The organism is Cohnella herbarum (assembly GCF_012849095.1).
GTDB classification, from domain to species: Bacteria; Bacillota; Bacilli; order Paenibacillales; family Paenibacillaceae; genus Cohnella; species Cohnella herbarum.
In genome coordinates, this window is sequence record NZ_CP051680.1 from 1,347,416 (window position 1) to 1,366,382 (window position 18,967).

Consider the following 18,967-nt stretch of genomic DNA (forward strand, 5'->3'; position numbering starts at 1 on the left):
TCGCCGTCAATACCCTGCGGGCAGTGCGAACAGCTTTCCTTCCCCGGGCGCAAAGGAGGCGAACAATTGCCCGGTCGTGCTGTCGTAGTTGGTGCCGTCTTCTCCCCCCGTTGTCTTGGATATCTCGGTTACGGATAACGGCTTGGGCGTCAAGGAGAATGTCAACGTACGCGAATTCACCGTATCCCTGTTCACGACCATGACGTACTTGCGCCCGTTTCCATTCGCGTAATACCCGATCACTGTCGGCTGCGTATTGTCCGTCGGTTGCCAGAAGAAGTTCGCAGGAAGCGCGGTAGATCCATTAGGAATTGTCCCCGTATGGTAAACCGCCTGCGAAGTCAACGAAGTTAAGGAAGGGCCTAGCTTCAGTACCTCGCCATTAATTTCCTGAGCCCAAGCATAAGAGATGTTTTTCGTGCCGTCCGGCAAAATGATGCCATCGTGGAAGGGCTCGTTCCATACGGCGTTTTGTGGCGTCCAATACGTAAAATAAATATATCCTTTGGCGCCGTAGGCAAGGTTGGTATAAATCTGATAGCGCATTTCTTCCTTGCTTGGCACGCGATAGGTGCCTGTAATGCCGACCGACTGTATATACGACCAGAAATCGATCTTGCCGAGCAACGCTTGCCGACGGATGATTTCAAGATTTTCAAAATAGTCGCTCCGGTTCGCCCCGGATGAAAGAAAAGGATAATGATCGAACACGAGTACATCCGGATGCTTGTTAACCCATCTGTATACGTAATCCTCGTAAGAGTGCGGCGTAATATTCTGGTTAATCGTGAACCAGAAGTCTGAGTCGATCGGGGAGCCTCCGACATATGCGGTACCGTCCTTCTCCCACTTCTCCCCCGTATTCGTGCGAATGACCCATCCTACGGATTGATCGCCTGCTCCGTTATGCGTCAATTCCATATAGTAAGAGGTATTCGGGCTAACCGTTGCATTCAATGAAAACTGCGGCCAATTGGTCGAGGGTGAGGAAACCGTCGATTCGGCGATTTTCGTCGTTTTGGCCGGCGAATTCCACAAGGTCAACTTAAGCGCTTCTCCGTTCGTCATTTGAGATTTGTCAAAATGCATTTGAATCGTATTAATAGAAGAGATATTCGGTCCGGTACGAAAAGTTTGTCCGAGCGGCTTTAAAGGCGTGACATATTCGCCGGACATCGGGCGAAACCCGAAAAGGCCTTCAGCGGAGCTCGGAAGCAAATTCGCGAAAACCATATGCGCGGGATCGTTCGCTTTAAGCCGTTCCTGGGCCGCCTGCAAGCGCACCATAAGATCGACCGTCGGTTCGTCCTTCAGATTGTAGCCGAGCAATGCCGGGTGCGATTTATAAAAACCGACTAACGAATCGAGATAAGCGTCGGATACTCTGCCTCCCTGGCCATATGTAGAAGCTAGTTGGGAATAACGAATTTCAAAATAAAGGTCTTTAGCCTGCGGTGCTCCATTCAAATAAGCCTGACCGCCCGAATACGAATCGTTCGGACTGACGGCAATAAAAGCACCTTCTTTTGAACTGTTTGTTTGCAGCTCCATATAATACGTGTTATTCGCGACAATATTGGTATACGACGCATAAGTCGGGTTCAAATTCGGCGCGATCTGGAATTCTACGAGATCGTTGTCGAGCGGTCCCGTTACCGCGTCGCAGCCTACCGTAATCGCTTTGCTCGGGCTATCGTAAACGCAAAGCTTCAGTTTAGCGTTGCTCGGCAACGTCGATTTATCCACCTTAAGCGCGACATGATCGATATACCACCCTGTTCCCGATGCTGGCGAAGCGAACGTCTGCCCGATTCTGCGATCCGATCGTGCCTTCCAACCGTCACCGACGATAGATTGCACCGCTAGCTCGCTCTTCAGTTCCAAGCCAAAGTCATGAGCGAGAAGCTTCAGCCCGTGTGCCGCGGCATACTGCAACGCTCGCTCGTTCGAGGCGTGCGAAACAACGTTGTTGGTGCCGACGACGAATGTCGCGTTTAGGTTTGCGATGTCGGCATATGCGGCATCGCTAGTTTCCGCCGGTTCCGGAGGGTAGAATATGCCTATCGGGAACGGCGGGACCGTTGCAACGCTGGCCGAAGTCGTCTTCATGCTGAAACCAAACGAGTAAGTTATGAGGGCTAACGTACAGCCAATCGACATTGCGGCAATTTTGAGCTTTTTCAAAAGAATCCTCTCCTTTTTCGCATGTACGATCATTACCGTTGCAGCTTTATCCTTTCAAGCCGCCAGTCGTAAAGCCGGAAACGAGCTTATTCTGAAATAAAACGAAAACGAGAAGAATCGGAATGACGGAAAGCGTTAGTGCCGCGAACAGCGTCGTCCAATCCGCCGCATACTGCTGCTTCAGCATCATGTCGTACAAGCCGACGGAAATCGTATACAGCTTATCGTCTTGCAGGAACATGAACGGAAGAAAATAATCATTCCATATAGACACCATCGTCACTAGGCTGACTGCGGCAATGCTGGGTCCGCTAAGCGGCAGCATGATGCGAAAGAAAATTTGCCAATGGCTCGCTCCGTCCATGAACGCCGCTTCCGCGTATTCCCAAGAAATTCCTCTGTAAAAACCGTATAAAATAATGAAGTTCATGCTCAGACCGCCCGAATACAAGATCAGCAGCCCAATATGGCTGTTGAATAGATTCAGGTCGATCATTAGCTTATAAAGCGCGGCAAGCGATCCGACCTGCGGGATGAGAAACGAGCTGACGGCGAAGAAGAAAATGACTCCTTTTCCGGTAAACTTGTATTTGGCCACCGTATAGGAGGACATCGCCGAGAACAAGACGGCCAACAACGTGCCGACGGCCGTAATGAATAAGCTGTTGAAAAAATAAGTGCCGAGACCGCTTTCCTGCCACGCCTTGCCGTAATTGGACCAGAGCAGCTTTTCCGGCCAGGACCATACATTCGCGTAAAATTCCGGATTAGATTTGAAGGCGTTGATCGCCATCCACAAAAACGGATACAGAATGGTCGCGGCGTAAGCGAAAAGCGCGATTTGAAGCAGCAGAGCGCTGCCTTTTTGCTGGGATGTTTTCATGATGTTCACCTCCTGTGTCAGTATTCGACGACTTCTTTGCGATCAAGCGCGTATTTGACTGCATAAGTAATCCCGAAGCCGACGAGGATTAACACGATGCCAAGAGCAGAAGCAAGCCCGTAATCGCCCTTCTGAATCAATACCGTAATTTGCAGCGCCACCGTATTGGTCGTCGAATTCGGTCCCCCGCCGGTCAACAGCTTCGATTGCAGAAAGATCGTAAAAGCTGAGCTTGTGCCGATCAAGATAAGAGCCGATATGTTCGGCCATATCATCGGTACGATTACTTGAACGAGCTCCCTCTTCTTCGAGAGCCCCTCCAGTTTTCCCACCTCGAAAATATCCTGCGGGATCCGCGCAATCGCTCCCATAATCATCGTGGCGTAAAACCCGATTCCCGCCCATACGCAGAAGAAAAATACGGTCGGAAGCGCCGTTCCCGTCTCCCCTAACCAGGAGCGCTGCCAGTCCTCCAATCCGATCCATCCGAGCAGCGGATTAACGATTCCGATGATGGGGCTCGTCGCGAATGAAAACACCATGGTCATGATGACGATCGAAATAATCGTCGGCAAGAAGAACACGGCACGGTAAAACGAATGGAATCGTATTTTTTGCGACAATACGTAACCGATCGCGACGGAAAGCGGCAACAGGACGAGGACGTTCAACGGAATCCACAGCAGCGTATTTTGCACAGCATATCGGTAAACCGGATCTTCTCCGATCAAGTTGAATATTTTTTCGTAATTGGCGAAGTTTACCCAGTCGATTTTTCCTGTATAGACGTTCCAGCGTTGGAAGGAATAAACGACCGTTTGATAATTGACGTACACGGTAAAGACAAGGAAGTGCAATACCGGGTAGGCTAGCATTGTAAAGATAAACAGATTCTGTTTCCGCTTCATGCAGTAGATCCTCCAAATAAGGCTACATCCAGTTCCTGCTTCGGAACTGGAGGCAGCGTTTGCAATGAGATACAGGTCGGCCGGTTATGCTTATTTCAATCCCAACTCTTCTTTCAATCCCAACTCTTCGGCGTATTCGTTCCACTTTTCTTTGGCAAAAGTATAATCATCATTGAACTGCTGTTCTGCGGTTTTTGTTCCGGTCGATATGTTGCCATTGAATTCGCCGGAGGGGAAAATCCCCCGAATTTCATGTACATAGGGCTAGCGGAATTGAACGTAAACGGCGTCGAGCTTTGCATGATGTCCACGACGCTTTGGGTGAACTCGCTTACCTTCACTCCGTCCATGTCGTACTTGAACGGACGAAGAGCGCCGGTAGACTCGGTAAATTTCTTGTTCATTTGCTTCGTCGCGGCAAACCGGATGAATTCCTTAGCAAGATCCATTTCCTTCGCTTTCGTCGGGATGACCGTAATATCGCCGCCAACCATACTGAAAGCAATGTTCGTTTCTTTGGCGTTGTCGACAAGCGGAACCGGCATCATTTTCATGCGGAAGCCGCTCGGAATCGATGTTTTCATTTCGTTCTCCAGCCAATGGCCGTTCGGTATCATGGCAGCCTTGCCGGACAGGAACAGCATTTGCGCTTCCGTATGATTGACCGCCTCAGAGCCTTTCAGCACCCAACCGTTTTTGAACAACGCTTCATATTGCTCGAGCGCCTGCTTCTTCGCCGGATGATTAAGCGGCTCGGGCGATTCCATCTTCAGAAGCTCGTTCAAGTAATCAAAGCCTCCAGCCTGCAGAATCATCGGCTTAACCATGAAGTCCATATACCCTCCGGGAATTTTACCGGGGTAAACGATCGGCGCGATGCCTTTTGCCTTCATTTTGTCTGCAAGCTGGGCGAAATCACTCCACGTCTTCGGTACCTCCCAGCCGTTCTCTTCGAACATACCCGCGTTGTACACCATGCCAAGAAGACCGTCCGACCAAGGAAGCGCGAATATTTTATCTTTGCCCTCCGCGAATTTCCGAGCTTCCTCGTTCATCGTATCCTTGAACTTGCCCCCGTCGAGGCTATCCCCGTTGTAGACGTCGGACAAGTCGGTCAACATACCCTTGCCTGCCCAAATCTGCCATTTGTCCGAGTGAATGAGGAATGCTACGTCCGGCAAATTGCTACCGGATTCGAAGCGCGGGTCCAACTTGTCCATAATGCCCGCATCGCCTTCCAGTTCAACGGTGACGTCTTGATGCGCCTTCTCGAATTCTTTCTTTAATTCCAAGAACCAGGCGTCTCCGTACCCGCCTTTGAAATAAGCCACTTTCAGCGTCTTCGGAGCGGGATCAGCCGATTGCTGCAGTTTTTCCGACTCGCTATTCGGAACCGTTCCACCGGCCTCCTCCTTATTCCCTCCGCCGCATCCGGCTAGCAATGAGATAAGCATGACAGCAATAAGGAATCGAAAGGCATAATTAAGCTTTTTGTTTTTTGAGTTCATCTTTTGTTTGCTCCTCGTTGTTTATTTTTGATTTGAAGCGTTTACATTGATAACCATAATTCTTCTCTGTTTTCCCCCTTGGGTTATAGATGCTAGATGAAATCTGCAATATCTCATTCCACCTGTCACTCATTATAGGGTATAAAATGAAGAAAAAAATGTGGGTTATCAACGTAATTTTTGCATAATTTAAACTTCGGTTCAATTCATATGCCCGTTAATTTTACAAATTAAAGAGGAGCTGCCAAGTAGCAAGCTCCTCAGTTATTGTTCCTCGTAAGTCTACTATCGACTCTGTAATTTATCTATTATTGTTAAAAACATTTCCCAAAAAATTACCACTTTTTCTCAATAATCGTTAACCGGGCTTTTGCTCTTAGATAATCTTGCCTGCCTTGTCGAGACCGCGAATTTCGCATGACCGAATCGCCTAGGTTGCGGAATAACTTTTTCGTTTCCAGTTTTGTTTTGCCGGTTTGTGTTACAACTAATTTGAGGAATGCAAAGTCTGATTGTGTGGTTAGCCAACCTGATTTGGGAGTGAGGATTTTACATGAGTACAGACGGCAATAAGGAAAGTAGGCGCGGACTTTCCGCTATCGTTGGAAATAAAAAAAAGATGACCCTGAATAAACAGGAATCATCTTAAATGGTCGTTTTATCTTAATGAATGAGTATCCCGATGAGTTTTGGACTGATTTCTTTGCTTAATCTCTTGTCTTAATCGATAAAATGCACGTATTGCAGGAACCTCTTCAGCATAACCGCTGCCTGCGCCCTCGTTGCATACTCCGTCGGCGCGAAGCGTCCGTCTTTCATCCCTTTAATAATGCCGGTTTCCAATACTCGGACTACCGCTGCTTGCGCCCATGAAGAAATGGAGTCACGATCCATGAAAGCGGCCAGGCGGCCGCCCTCTTGCCCATCGCCACTGGTTTTATGGCCGGTGAAGGTTAAGGCGCCGCCGATCACCACGGCCATTTGCTCGCGGGTAATCGGGTCGTTAGGCGCAAAACGGTCGGCACCGATGCCGCTCATCAGCCCGCTCGCCACCGCCGCATCGACTGCAGACGAATACCATACGGATGCAGGGACATCCGCAAAACGGGCACCGCCCGCGCTCTCCTTCACGGACAGCCCCAGCCCGCGAACGAGCAAGGCCGAGAATTCCGCTCGAGTAATGGTTCCCTCTGGGCCGAAACGGTCGGCCGCCACGCCGTTCACCAGCAGTTTGGACGCCAAATGCTCCACATCCGCCTTCGCCCAATACCCGTTTAAGTCGGCGAACGTTCGGGCCTGCACATCTACGACTGTGTACAAGCTGTTATGCGGCACGTTAAGAATCGCTTCCGTTGTACCGTCTGGACCGGTTCCCAGCTGTGCCGGAACAAAAACGACGGTTCCTTTTGCCGGGATATACTGAACGGCAACCAGGTTACGGTTCGTTTTCTCTCCGTCCAATTTAATGGTCCGCATCAAGTACGATCCGCCGAAGTCGCGCACCTCCAACGTATGCTCGTTTGCTTCCGCCGTCACCTTGTAGTCGATAACGTCGGCGAATACAGCAAAGCCTTGGGAAACGCCAATCCGATCGATCTCCTGTCGAACATCCTCGCCGGCCTGCTCCTGAATGATGCTCACGGTCAAATTCGATACTTCCGCGTCGAGACGCTCCGCCAAACCGGTCAGATTGATCGCGCTTATCCGCAATTGGAAACTGGAGTCGTTCAGCCTCACCTCGATAATCGCATTCGGATAGGCTTTGGCCATATCCGCGATCCAGTCAGCCGGAAAACGTGTCTGTACCGCTTGCTCCCGATCGCCGATTTCAATGCTGACAAACGGTTCCTTCGCATCTTTCAGGAGTTCCAGCACTCGCTCCCTCGTCCGTTCGGAGAGGATGACCTGTTCGATCACCGTGCCGTCCGAACGCGTGACCTGTTTAATGTCGGATGGATCGACAAGAGCGGTAATCCCTCCATGCGGATTTATTTTCACGGTCGTCTCCGATGTAATCGGTCGATCGACGACAGCCGACGAAGACGATGTTGAGATGCCGGTGACGGAAATGACTTTCACTGATTCATTGCCTGCTTCGTCTCGAGCATAAACGGTATAGTCGCCGTTGGCAGTAATGGTGAATTGCGGCGCGACCAAAATATCGGTTCCTTTCGTTCCGCTGGCAAAATCAGCCTCTTTAAGGCTTCCAGGCAGCCAACGGAGCTCCTTCATCGCATTACCCGCAGCTACTCCGTACACGCTTGCCGTCACGCTGATCGCTTTACGTGCCAATCCGTTCGGTGCGACCGTCAGGGTAACATCGGGCGGTATCGCCACGATACGTATTCCGCTTGTGTCCGGTGCTTCGTACGTCAGTAAAGCGGCGGCTCCGCCGGAGGCGCGAACGATGTTGGCGTCGTTCGGGAGCTCCAACGCGGCGGCAACTTCAATGCCGTCCACATCCGCGAGCCCGGCTGGAACTTCGTATTCGAAAGTAAGTTTCGTCAATGCCGTGCCGCGCGCTCCCGTATACGGGGCATATACCGTCTGAGTGACGGAACCGTCTCCAACCATGATCGGAACGACCGGTGTCCCCGTCACGGTTACTTCGTATCCGTAAAATACCGTAAAGCGAATCGTGTCGCTCGTGCCATACAAATCATTTGCCGAGGCGGTTAGCGCCACCCCCACCCAAGCGGCTTCAAATTCCGCCAGAGCTTCGTTCAATCTGGCAGCTGCCACATCCAATCGAGTCTGAGATTGGTTTTCCGCATGGTCGGCAATAGCCTGTGCCGCATCTATCGCGGTCTGCAGGGCAGCGCGGTGGTCTGCCGAAGTCTGTCCTACATCCGTACCTTCCGGATGATCCGACATTGCCTGATGCGCCGCCGTAATCGCCGCACCCAGCGCTGTCGGTATGCCCGGTTGAATAACAGCGGCATTAAAGACTTGAACAGCTGAATTTAACTGGCCGACGGCTGTATCTAATTGATCCTGCGTGTAATTGTTTGCGTTATCGACAATCTGCTGCGCCGTATCAATGGCGGTTTCCAGCGCATCGCGAGTTTCCGCCGAAGTCTGTCCTACGTTTACGCCTTCTGTATGATCCGACAGCGCCTGATGCGCCGCCGTAATCGCCGCGCTCAGCGCTGTCGGTATGCCTGGTTGAATAACAGCGGCATTAAAGACTTGTACCGCTGAATTTAACTGGCCGACGGCTGTATCCAATTGAATCTGCGTGTAATTGTTTGCGTTATCGACAATCTGCTGCGCCGTATCAATGGCGGTTTCCAGCGCATCGCGAGTTTCCGCCGAAGTCTGTCCTACATCCGTACCTTCCGGATGATCCGACAGCGCCTGCTGCGCCGCCGTAATCGCCGCGCCCAGCGCTGTCGGAATGCCCGGTTGAATAACAGCGGCATTAAAGACTTGTACCGCTGAATCTAACTGGCCGACGGCTGTATCCAATTGATTCTGCGTGTAACTGCTAGCGTTATTGAGAATCTGCTGAGCAGCATTGGACGCGGTCTGCAGGGCAGCGCGGTGGTCTGCCGAAGTCTGTCCTACATCCGTTCCTTCCGGATGATCCGTCAGTGCCTGCTGCGCCGCCGTAATCGCCGCGCCCAGCGCTGTCGGAATGCCCGGTTGAATAACAGCGGCATTAAAGACTTGTACCGCTGAATTTAACTGGCCGACGGCAGTATCCAATTGATCCTGCGTGTAACTGCTCGCGGTATTGAGAATCTGCTGCGCCGAATCAATGGCGGTTTCCAGCGCGTCGCGAGTTTCCGCCGAAGTCTGCCCTACGTTTACGCCTTCTGGATGATCCGACAGCGCCTGCTGCGCCGCCGTAATCGCCGCGCCCAGCGCTGTCGGTATGCCCGGTTGAATAACAGCGGCATTAAAGACTTGTACCGCTAAATTTAACTGGCCGACGGCTGTATCCAATTGATTCTGCGTGTAACTGCTCGAGGTATTGAGAATCTGCTGAGCAGCATTGGACGCGGTCTGCAGGGCTGTGCGAGTTCCGGCCGAAGCCTGCCCCACGTTTACGCCTTCCGGATGATCCGTCAGCGCCTGCTGCGCCGAGGTAAACGCCGCACCCAGCGCTGTCGGATCGCCGGCTGTGATAATCATGTCATCGAAAGTATCTATCGCGGTTTCCAAATTTGCGACAGCCAATTCCAATTCGTCCTGTCGATATTTGTCGGCCTGATTGAAAATTTGTTGGGCTGCAGCGATCGCGTTCTGCAAAGCGCTGCGGTCTCCCGCCGAAGCCTGCCCCACGTTTACGCCTTCCGGATGATCCGTCAGCGCCTGCTGCGCCGAGGTAATCGTCGCCACCAACCCCGCGGGATTGCCAGCCTGGATAATTTGCGCATTGAATGCCTCGATTGAAGAAGTCAGTGGGATTGCGGCGTCAGCCAGGTCGGAGGCGACGGTTGCATTCCCTATTCCGTCGATAAAAAGCATGGCTGCGTCATAGGCTGCAGACAAGTCGTTGTAGGTATTGGCCGGTACTTGTCCTACGCCATTGCCCGGATGATGACTTTTCAACAACGACTTGGCGCTAGCGACCCCTTTAAACAACTCCGTTCCGTCCACAAACGTATGTCCGTTGCTCGGCGCATAAGCGGCTGCGGGTGAATTCGCAATTCCGAATATTTTCAGATTGCCCGGATTATCCGCAAATACGTTTGTCCCAAAAGTTGTTGCATTGCCTAACACCGTTACGCTTGTCAAGCTGTTTCTATAGAATGAGCTACTGGCGACATTCGTTACACCGGCCGGGATGACCAGTTTCGTAATGTGATTGGTGTCGAAAGCCCCTCCATTAATCGTCTTCAAATTTTCCGACAGTTTAATCGATGTCAAACTATTCATATAAAAAGAATAGTTGCCGATAGCCGTCACACTATCCGGAAAAACGATGGTTGTCAGCGGATTGTTTTCGAATGCGCTGGCGCCGATCGTTAACAAGCTGTCAGGAAGGTCTATGGAAGTGAGGTTAGTATAACGGAATCCATACGTTTGAATGACTTTCACGCTGTTCGGAATCACGACGCTCGTAATTTTAGGTTTACCCGTGCCGTACGTATCAAATGCGGATCTCCCAATCTCGGTTACCTCCATCCCCTCGTACGTACCGGGTATAACCACGTTCAGATCCGTGCCCCCGTAGTCCTTAACCGTTACGCCGTTGGAACCGATTGTAAAAGTAAAATCGTTCTCGGCTGCATATACAGGTCCAATCTGCGAGAGTGAAGTCCCGAACGCAAATAATGCAATTAATAGGCCTAAGACTGAATTTTTCATGATGTTTCTCCTTTACTAAAACGGTTGGAAGATGATGTTGAGAGCAGAAGCTTGTCGGATGAACGGGATACGGATAGGTTTCTGCAACTGGACGACTGCTATTTCATTATAAAGACGGCCAATAAAAGAATAATGAAAGAATCAGCCAAATTCGCGCAGTATCAAGCCTTGCGAATTTTTGACGTTTTTGTGAATCGGCTTTCGACCTTCCGTAGGCTCGAGCTCCATGGTCTTCCGTTATACTGTCCACTGAAAATAAAGTTTAATGAGAAGTTTGATTTAACAGGGGTTATGATGATTGAAAATCGTCAGCTTTCTAACTTTAAGTATCATACTGGCCAAAAAATTAAACAGCGGCGGACCAAGACTTGAAAAATAAGTCTTAGACTGCCGCTGTTTTCATTGAACAAACGTGTCCCGTTAGCTGAATAACAATAATCAATGAATTTTAGCAATTATTATGTTCCTATACATTCCATTCATATGTGGCTAAGGAAGGTATCGAATAATTAGCTTGAGTTCTGGAATACTATGGGGACTTGGGTGGAAAGGGTTGCCTTCTATGTCTAATGTTCCTAGCGTGTATGAACCCATATCACCAAACCTGACGGAATCCCGCGCCCGCATCGAAGCGATCTTCTCCGATTGCCACGATCTCACGATCAAGGAATGGAGTTACGGTCGTGATTTGGAATATACTTCCGTCGGTATTTTACTCGATACTTTGTCTCAAAATTATCGAACCACATATATGAGCGCATTGATTCAAGATCTATCGCCTTTGCTCGGCGCGCTAGATAAGACTCTGACCCCGGACAAGCTGGCCCGATATTGGGAAGCGCAAGGGGTGTCCACCCATTCCGCCCACCTGCTTGACTCCATCGAGCAAGTCACGAAGAGTCTCACGGACGGTAACGTCGTCTTTTTGCTGGACGGCTGGGATCGGGCGATTGGCTGCGAGATGCCGGGAGTACAGACGAGAAGTGTCTCCGAGCCAACGATGGAGCCGGTCGTCTTCGGTCCGCATAACAGTACGATCGAAGATCTAAAGACGAACATCGGCCTGCTCCGGGCGCTGATAAAGACGCCTAAACTGAAGTTCAAGTTGTTGCATGCCGGTGAGTACTCCCGCCGCGATATCGTATATGGGTACTTGAGCGATACGGTGCCGCCGGAGGATCTGAAGCTGTTCGAGCAGCGGCTCTCCGGTATTGAGGACAAAGAGATTCTCGATACGACCTACTTGGAAGAGTGGGTTGAGGAATCCGTATTCACCCCTTTCCCTCAAGTCAGGTATACGGAACGGCCGGACGTGGCGACCTCCGCGCTTTTGACTGGGAAGATCATTGTGCTGGTCCAAGGCTCCCCTACCATGATGATCTGCCCGGGGTTATTCATCGATTTCTTTTCCACGAGCGAGGACTATTATCAGAGAACCGTATTTTCGACTCTTATCCGCTGGCTTCGGGTGATCGCCTTCATCATGGCGATTACGCTACCCAGCCTGTATGTCGCGCTATCCACGTTTCACACCGAGCTGATCCCTACGGTACTGCTCCTGGCCATTCTTGACACGCGGGAGAAAATCCCGTTTCCCGCGTTCGTTGAAGCGCTTTTGATGGAGTTTTTTTTCGAGCTGCTCCGGGAGGCTGGGATCCGACTGCCTCGTCCGATCGGTTCCGCCGTTAGCATCGTCGGTGCCCTCGTCATTGGACAGGCGGCAATCCAGGCGAAGATCGCTTCGCCGATCATGGTCATCGTCGTCGCGCTAACCGGAATCGCGTCCTTTGCGATGCCTCAGTACAACTTGGCGATCGCATTGCGCGTCCTTCGATTTCCGCTCATGATCTTGGCCGCTACGTTAGGCGGATTCGGTCTGATGATCGGCTATTTCCTTATCTTGCTTCATCTGACCAAGCTGAAGTCGCTGTCCCAAGAGTACTTGACCGGGTTCACGCCGTTGGACTGGAGCCGGATGCTGAGCAGCGTGATTTTCCGTCAGCCGATCCGTTCCATGCTGAAGAAAGCCCGACCCGGATCCGGAGGCAGCCGATGATCCGATCCCCCTGCACAGCGCTGGCCTTCATAGCGCTTGTGCTCCTTACCGGCTGCTGGAATAAGTACGAACTGACGGAATGGGCTTTCGTACAGGCCGTCGCCGTCGATCTGTCAGAGGATGACCGTATCCGGCTGACGACCCAATTTTATAAACCTGGCGGCAGCCTTGAGGGGGCAACTAAATCGTCGGAGAGTTTTAACATCCGCACCGAGGGCGACAATATGTCGGAAGCGATCTCAAACATCGCCAATGAGCTCGGCCGCGTCGCCCAGTGGGGACACATTCGCATTGTACTGGTCAGCGAAAAAATCGCTGAGAATCAGAACATAAAAGGCATATTGGACTATTTCCTTCGGGATCACGAACCTCGGGAAACTGCGCAGTTCGCTATTACGAAGGGGCCAGCTAGCGACTATTTGAATCGCAAGCCCTATATCGAGAGTACGATTGGCCAACAGCTGCGAGAAATTAGCCAATCATCAAAACGGATAACGGGGATGTCAAAACAGATGAATTTGCTCCAGGTCGCGATCGCCCTGAAAAGCCAGACCGGGATCGCCGTCTTGCCGTATATGGCCTCGTCAGGCGGAGCGAAAGACCCCGTGATGATGAATGGCGTGGCCATCTTCCGTGACTACTCCATCGTCAAGCCGGGAATACCGGCCGGGAGCGCCGAATACTTGCTCATGCTGCGAGATGAGTATGAACGAGGAGTCGTGATATATCCTTGCGAAGAAAATCCAAAGGCAAAAAAAGACACCTTCGAACATGTGATGGTATCCAGCTCTACAAAGGTCGAACCTAAAGGCGAATCAGTAGCGGTCCGGATAAATCTTTTATTGACAGGCGGATATGGAGAACTGCGATGCTCAAAGGTCCGTCAAGCGAGCGATGAAACCCGTATCAAGCAAAAAATCACCGAGTATGTCGAACGGGAGTTACAGAAGGAAATCGCCTCGATGCAAGCCCGTCAGCTTGATCTTTTGAATATCGGCGATGCCTTGTATCGCCGTCATCCCGCCTTATGGTTGAAGTGGAAGAGCACTTGGGGGAAGCGGCTGTCTCAAGCGACCTTCCAGATCAAAGTGGAGATTCAAATGACCAATACGGGACTTACGAAGCCATTGCCCTACGGCAGTCAGGAGGATTAATCCATGACTCTGAAACTGATAAGTTGTTTGATCGGACTTGCCTTCGTCTTGATTCCCGACCGGAAAAGGTTAAGCAAAATCTCATTGCGGGACCGAATCTGTTACATCGTGCTGATTATGTATTTCCTCTACTGTGCCGGCGGCTATGTCCTCAACAAGCCGTTTCCCAATATCCAAGACGCAGTCAATCTGATTTTTGCCAAACCTGCAGAAGCTGTCGATACTTCGCTGAAAGTCTCGCCGAAAAACGAGGCCTACGACAAAAGGGCGGCGAGCTCCGATGAAGACTGACAATATGATCTCTCCCTTGCAGATGACTGTGCTGCTTGTCGTATATATGACCGGCTCAACCATTTTATTCGTTCCGTCCACTTTGCTCGCGCAGTCCGGCAACGCATTTTGGCTGGCGATGCTCGTATCAGGCGTATTCGGATGCCTTCCTCTCGGGTGCATGCTTTATCTGCACCGGCGATTTCCTGGCGAAACCTTAATTGAAGGCGGGATCCGGACGATCGGCTACCCGGTTACCGTTTTGTTGATGGTGCCTTATATCGTCTTCATGGTATTGCTGCAAGCGTACATTTACTTTTCCATCGGAGCGTTTTTTACGACTACGATGATGCGCGATACACCAGTGTTTATCTTCAATGGCCTCATCGCCATGATCTCCGCTTTGACGGTGAGAGCGGGAGCACTCGTCATGGCGCGCATGTTCGTGCTGCTCAGCTTTCTTCTGATTGGCGTAATTATCTTGGTCCTGGTGTTCAATATGGAGAACTACCATCTCGACTACTTGCTTCCCGTCCTGCCAATGGGGATCAAGCCGGTATTCCATAGCGCGTATCTTACGAGCGGCTTCATCTACGGAGACTTCCTGGTCTTCGCCTTTGTATTCGCTTACTTGCGTCCCAAAGAGGGGAAGACCGCAACCAAACCGATTTTCCTGGGATATTTGATCAATTGGCTGCTGATTTCATGCGTCTCCTTGTGCATCCTCATGGCGCTTGGCCCCTTAACGAACGAATACCAGTATCCGTTATTCATCCTTTCCCGGCTGATCAGCATCCAGGAGATCTTTGAGAGGCTGGAATCGATCATCGGCATGTCGATGATGGCCGGCTCCTATATGAAAGCAACAATCACGCTGTTCGCCCTCAATACGGCGCTTACGCGACTATTGAAGCAAAAGGACGACGGCCAGTTCGTATACCCCCTCGCGCTGCTCGGAATGATCCTGTCGCTTACCGTCGTGAGGAACGAGGCCGACTTCGGGAACGTGCTGTTAACCTGGCCGATGCTGACGTTCACCGTGAGTCTGACCCTCTATGTCTTCACGTTGATCGCTCACTTCAGGAAACGCGAAACCAAAAACTAATTGAATAAGAGGGGCGGCTAGCCCCCCTCTTCTCGCACTGCCCTTTAGCGGAACACCTTGTACGGCTATTTCTCCAACTCATATCGGGCCGCGATAATGCCAGACTTGAACGTGCGGCTGGACAGCAGCTTGAGCCTGATTTTCTCGCCGCAGCCGTCGAACACCGATTTTCCGTCGCCCAGGACGACCGGACAAATCGTAAGCAGGAATTCGTCGATCAGGCCGAGCTCAAGCAGCGTCTTCGCCGCTCCCGGGCTGCCGAAGATAACGAGATTTTTGCCGGGCTGCTGCTTGAGCACCTTGATTTCCTCTGCGATATTGTCCTTGATCAACATCGTATTGTTCCATTCCGCCTTGTCCATCGTCCCGGAAATGACGATCTTCTTAACATCCTGCACCCATTTGGCATGCTCCATATCGTGCCTTGACGCATTCGGATTGTCCAGTACCGTTGGCCAATAGCTCTCCATCATCCGATACGTCGTACGTCCGTATACGGGAGAGCCGACTTCGGCTACGACCTCCTCGGCGTATTTCTCTAATTCCTCGTTGTACGGAATCCAATCCAGTCCTCCGTTCGAATCCGACGCATACCCATCCAGCGACACATGCATGAACAATACGAGTTTTCTCATGTCTGTTTCTCCTTTGTTTTCGAATTTATCTTGTACGATTTTTCGGCAATAGGACCCGTGTTTCGTCCTGCTCTTACATTCACTATAAATCATTACGTAACGTAAGGGACAAGTGGAAATCTGAATTTTCTTGGAAAACAACAATATTGCGCAAATCTTCCGATCTGCCAGGTCGTTATAAATCTCATTCGCTTGCCTAAGTGATACTTTACGCAGGAGTCCAATTTATTTTGCATACTCAGACTGAGGTGACCTGTTTCATCTCTTCGCGCTCGTCTCCTACTCCTTAGTCCAATTCCGCACGGGAAAATAAATCGCGTATCAGGGCATCATCCTCACAAGCAGCCTTAAAACCTAGAGCAAACCTCTCCAGCGCTTCGCCGTCCGTAGAGTAAGCGCAGAACATACTCGCCTTAGGTTCAAATTGGATCTGAGCTGCCAACTCCGGCATGATCTCTTCGATGAAAATAGCGGCTAAAGAACCCCACTCATAGCCGTTTCCTTCAAATCCCTCGTCAGCACGTTCCGCAAAAACCTCATTTTTATAGCTCCCCACGCTCAAAATCAGTGATACCGAGTTCGCGTGAACCACCCATTTGAAGGGTAAAAGAGATTCTGCATCCGGAGATGGCGCATACTTTTGCGTGGATGTGATGACTTTATCAGATGTCCCCTCCTTATTCATCTGGCTTGCAAGACTGGTCTTGGACATCTGCACGAATTTGGATGCTTGCTTATCTGCTGGATTCAGTTGATACGCTATCTCAAACTGTTGCAAAGCTTCCTTATTCTTCTCGAATAGTAGTAAGCATAGCCCAAACGAAAATGCCACAGGGAATCCTCCTTCCCCTGTTCTTGTACGGATAATAGCATGTTAATAGCCTTATCATATTCGTCCATATTGTTATAAGCGCGTGCCAGATGACCCGTCAGTTCATAGTCTATATCGGTGTCGGGCAATGCCACGATCTCATCTATAATCTTTTGATGATCATCGTTTTCAAACCATTTGTTTAATTGTTTCAATCGTTCTTCTTTCACGGACAGTGAACACATAATCTAAATTCATCGACAAGTCCTAAATGGATAAAAGTTGTAATAAGACATGCTCCGCCATATAGCCAGATGTCTTTTCCAGAACTTCACAAGGCCTTAATCAGCAGGTTTATTCTGCGGATTTGAGATGAAACTGTACTTCCATTCCTCTCTTTGAACCAGTGCAAAACCATTTTTGAAATCATTTACAACAGCATACTGTGGGGATATTATTATTTCTCCGTTTTTGTTTATAAATCCCCATTTCCCCTTTAATTCAACAGCAGCAAGTCCTTCACTAAAAGTCTTTAAATCATCATATTTAGGTTTAACAATTACGGTTCCACTCCTGTTTGCAACGCCACATTTTCCAGATTGTTGAATCATGATCAAGCCTTCATACAAGGGCTTAATTTTTTCATATATGGGCTTCAAGATTACTTTTCCGGTTTTATCTACGAGCCCCTGCTTCAAACCGTTCTGAACAATTGCGACTCCGTCTTGAAAATCAAATACGTTATCGTATTGAGGCTTTACGATTACTTTTCCAGTTTTATCAATAAAACCCCATTTTCTCTCTTTATTCATTATTGCGGCCATACCTTCATTGAAAGACTGAGCGTCAGTAAATTGAGGCTTAATGACTTCTTTTCCTTTTTTATCGATAAATCCAATTTTCGAACCCTTACTAAACAAAGCCAATCCATTACTAAAATCAAACGCATAATCATAACGAGTCTTCAGGACCACCTTACCCGTTTTATCAATAAATAAAGGATTTCGATCTCGTTGATCGTTAGCTACCAGAGCCAATCCTTCTGTGAAATAGTTAACCTTAGGACGACCAACACTACCTACACTATTATATTGAGGTTTTATAATCTCTTTTCCCGTTTGGGCGATAAATCCCCATTTCCCATTTTTGTAAACTGCAGCCATTCCGCCAGCAAAAGGTTCAATCGACCCATATTGTGGGGTTACAATTTCTTTTCCGGTTTTATCAATGAATCCCACTTTGTTATTGTTGTACACCTTTGCTATTCCGTTTTTGAAAGAATCAACTCTGTTATATCGAGGTGTTACAATTTCTTTTCCCGTTTTATTAACAAAGCCCCACTTATCGTTCTTTTCCACTGCAGCCATACCTTCGCTAAAATCATCTACCCAATCATATTGCGGTTTTACAATCTCTCTGCCGGTTATGTCTACAAACCCAATTTTCTTCTCTTTTTCGACTCTCGCAAAACCTTCAACGAATGCGGTCGCCCAATCATATTGTGGCTCAACGATAAATTTACCTGACCTATCAATAAAGCCATATTTGGCACCATAAAGATCGTACCAGAGCTTAAGACTCCATTCTCCACCGGTGGCAACCATTGCTACTCCCTCTTCACTAAAGTCACTAGCGTAAGAAAACTCAGGTTCAATAGGATTAGGAATGGATTCATTAGCTACCGCAATTGTTATGTTACTAAACATCATGATCATACACATCAAAGTTAATAGTCTCTTCTTCAAATGGCTCATCTCTTTTTTCAATAGATTTTGTTCAACGACGTTAAATAATTACAATTATCGCATATTCATGAAACCTCGGTCTACTCAAAATGGAATATTGAATTCCTTTTTTTACCATAAGTTCTTATCCTACATTCTAAAAAAGAACTTATATCCCTAAAACAAAAAAGCCGCGATTTACGCGACTCCTTAAGAGAGTATAAACACCTGATAGATACCTCTGTTGATTTTAACCAAATTCGATTGTGGATAAGACTAATCTCCCCGTTAATTATCTTGTACCCGATGTTTTGGTCTGTCGGGAATCGGACAATGTTCTTGTCTTCGACATCTTGGCATTATTGGTATTTATGAGTTATATTGTTTAACGCAACCATACTATCACTTATTTC

At 49.3% G+C, this 18,967-nt stretch carries 12 protein-coding genes and 1 pseudogene; 4 read left to right on the forward strand and 9 right to left on the reverse strand.

Annotation, left to right across the window (positions count from 1 at the left end; translation table 11 throughout):
- Nucleotides 1–6: 6 nt before the first annotated feature.
- From HH215_RS05775 to HH215_RS05795, 5 genes are all read right to left on the reverse strand, one after another.
- The gene (locus HH215_RS05775; protein WP_169279032.1) at nt 7–2,184 is read right to left on the reverse strand and encodes a hypothetical protein; all 2,178 of its coding nucleotides are present in this window, start codon (nt 2,182–2,184) and stop codon (nt 7–9) included.
- Between the two features lie 46 nt (nt 2,185–2,230).
- On the reverse strand, nt 2,231–3,067 hold the full coding sequence (locus tag HH215_RS05780; protein WP_169279033.1) for a carbohydrate ABC transporter permease: 837 nt from the start codon (nt 3,065–3,067) through the stop codon (nt 2,231–2,233).
- Nucleotides 3,068–3,084: 17 nt separating this feature from the next.
- Nucleotides 3,085–3,975 carry a carbohydrate ABC transporter permease gene (locus HH215_RS05785; protein ID WP_169279034.1) on the reverse strand — a complete coding sequence of 297 codons (891 nt, stop codon included), beginning with the start codon at nt 3,973–3,975 and terminating at the stop codon, nt 3,085–3,087.
- Between the two features lie 113 nt (nt 3,976–4,088).
- Nucleotides 4,089–5,483: an extracellular solute-binding protein gene (locus HH215_RS05790; protein WP_169279035.1), complete on the reverse strand. Its 1,395-nt coding sequence runs from the start codon at nt 5,481–5,483 to the stop codon at nt 4,089–4,091.
- 720 nt (nt 5,484–6,203) lie between these two features.
- Complete coding sequence (locus HH215_RS05795) at nt 6,204–10,799, reverse strand: S-layer homology domain-containing protein (protein ID WP_169279036.1); 4,596 nt, start codon at nt 10,797–10,799, stop codon at nt 6,204–6,206.
- Between the two features lie 562 nt (nt 10,800–11,361).
- Here HH215_RS05795 and HH215_RS05800 point away from each other — a divergent pair.
- From HH215_RS05800 to HH215_RS05815, 4 genes are read left to right on the forward strand one after another with little or no spacing between them, the layout of a single operon-like run.
- On the forward strand, nt 11,362–12,855 hold the full coding sequence (locus HH215_RS05800) for a spore germination protein (RefSeq protein ID WP_169279037.1): 1,494 nt from the start codon (nt 11,362–11,364) through the stop codon (nt 12,853–12,855).
- Entirely contained in the window at nt 12,852–14,009 is a 1,158-nt protein-coding gene (locus HH215_RS05805) for a Ger(x)C family spore germination protein (RefSeq protein ID WP_169279038.1), read from the forward strand. Before HH215_RS05800 ends, HH215_RS05805 begins: the two co-directional genes overlap by 4 nt.
- Nucleotides 14,010–14,012: 3 nt before the next feature.
- Nucleotides 14,013–14,300 carry a hypothetical protein gene (locus HH215_RS05810; RefSeq protein ID WP_169279039.1) on the forward strand — a complete coding sequence of 96 codons (288 nt, stop codon included), beginning with the start codon at nt 14,013–14,015 and terminating at the stop codon, nt 14,298–14,300.
- Nucleotides 14,290–15,384, forward strand: a complete 1,095-nt coding sequence (locus HH215_RS05815; protein WP_169279040.1) for a GerAB/ArcD/ProY family transporter — start codon at nt 14,290–14,292, stop codon at nt 15,382–15,384. The genes HH215_RS05810 and HH215_RS05815 overlap by 11 nt, the downstream gene beginning before the upstream one ends.
- A 65-nt stretch (nt 15,385–15,449) precedes the next feature.
- On the opposite strand, the gene HH215_RS05820 is transcribed toward HH215_RS05815, so the two are convergent.
- The 4 genes and pseudogenes from HH215_RS05820 to HH215_RS05835 all read right to left on the reverse strand — a co-directional run bounded on the left by HH215_RS05820 (nt 15,450) and on the right by HH215_RS05835 (nt 18,575).
- The gene (locus HH215_RS05820) at nt 15,450–16,019 is read right to left on the reverse strand and encodes a dihydrofolate reductase family protein (protein WP_169279041.1); all 570 of its coding nucleotides are present in this window, start codon (nt 16,017–16,019) and stop codon (nt 15,450–15,452) included.
- A gap of 286 nt (nt 16,020–16,305) precedes the next feature.
- Nucleotides 16,306–16,851 carry an immunity 51 family protein gene (locus HH215_RS05825; RefSeq protein WP_254450384.1) on the reverse strand — a complete coding sequence of 182 codons (546 nt, stop codon included), beginning with the start codon at nt 16,849–16,851 and terminating at the stop codon, nt 16,306–16,308.
- A gap of 214 nt (nt 16,852–17,065) precedes the next feature.
- Nucleotides 17,066–17,155: pseudogene (locus HH215_RS05830) on the reverse strand (dihydrofolate reductase family protein); the annotation flags it as partial.
- Between the two features lie 16 nt (nt 17,156–17,171).
- Nucleotides 17,172–18,575, reverse strand: coding sequence for a WG repeat-containing protein (locus tag HH215_RS05835; protein ID WP_169279042.1), 1,404 nt, complete (start codon nt 18,573–18,575; stop codon nt 17,172–17,174).
- Nucleotides 18,576–18,967: the final 392 nt, after the last annotated feature.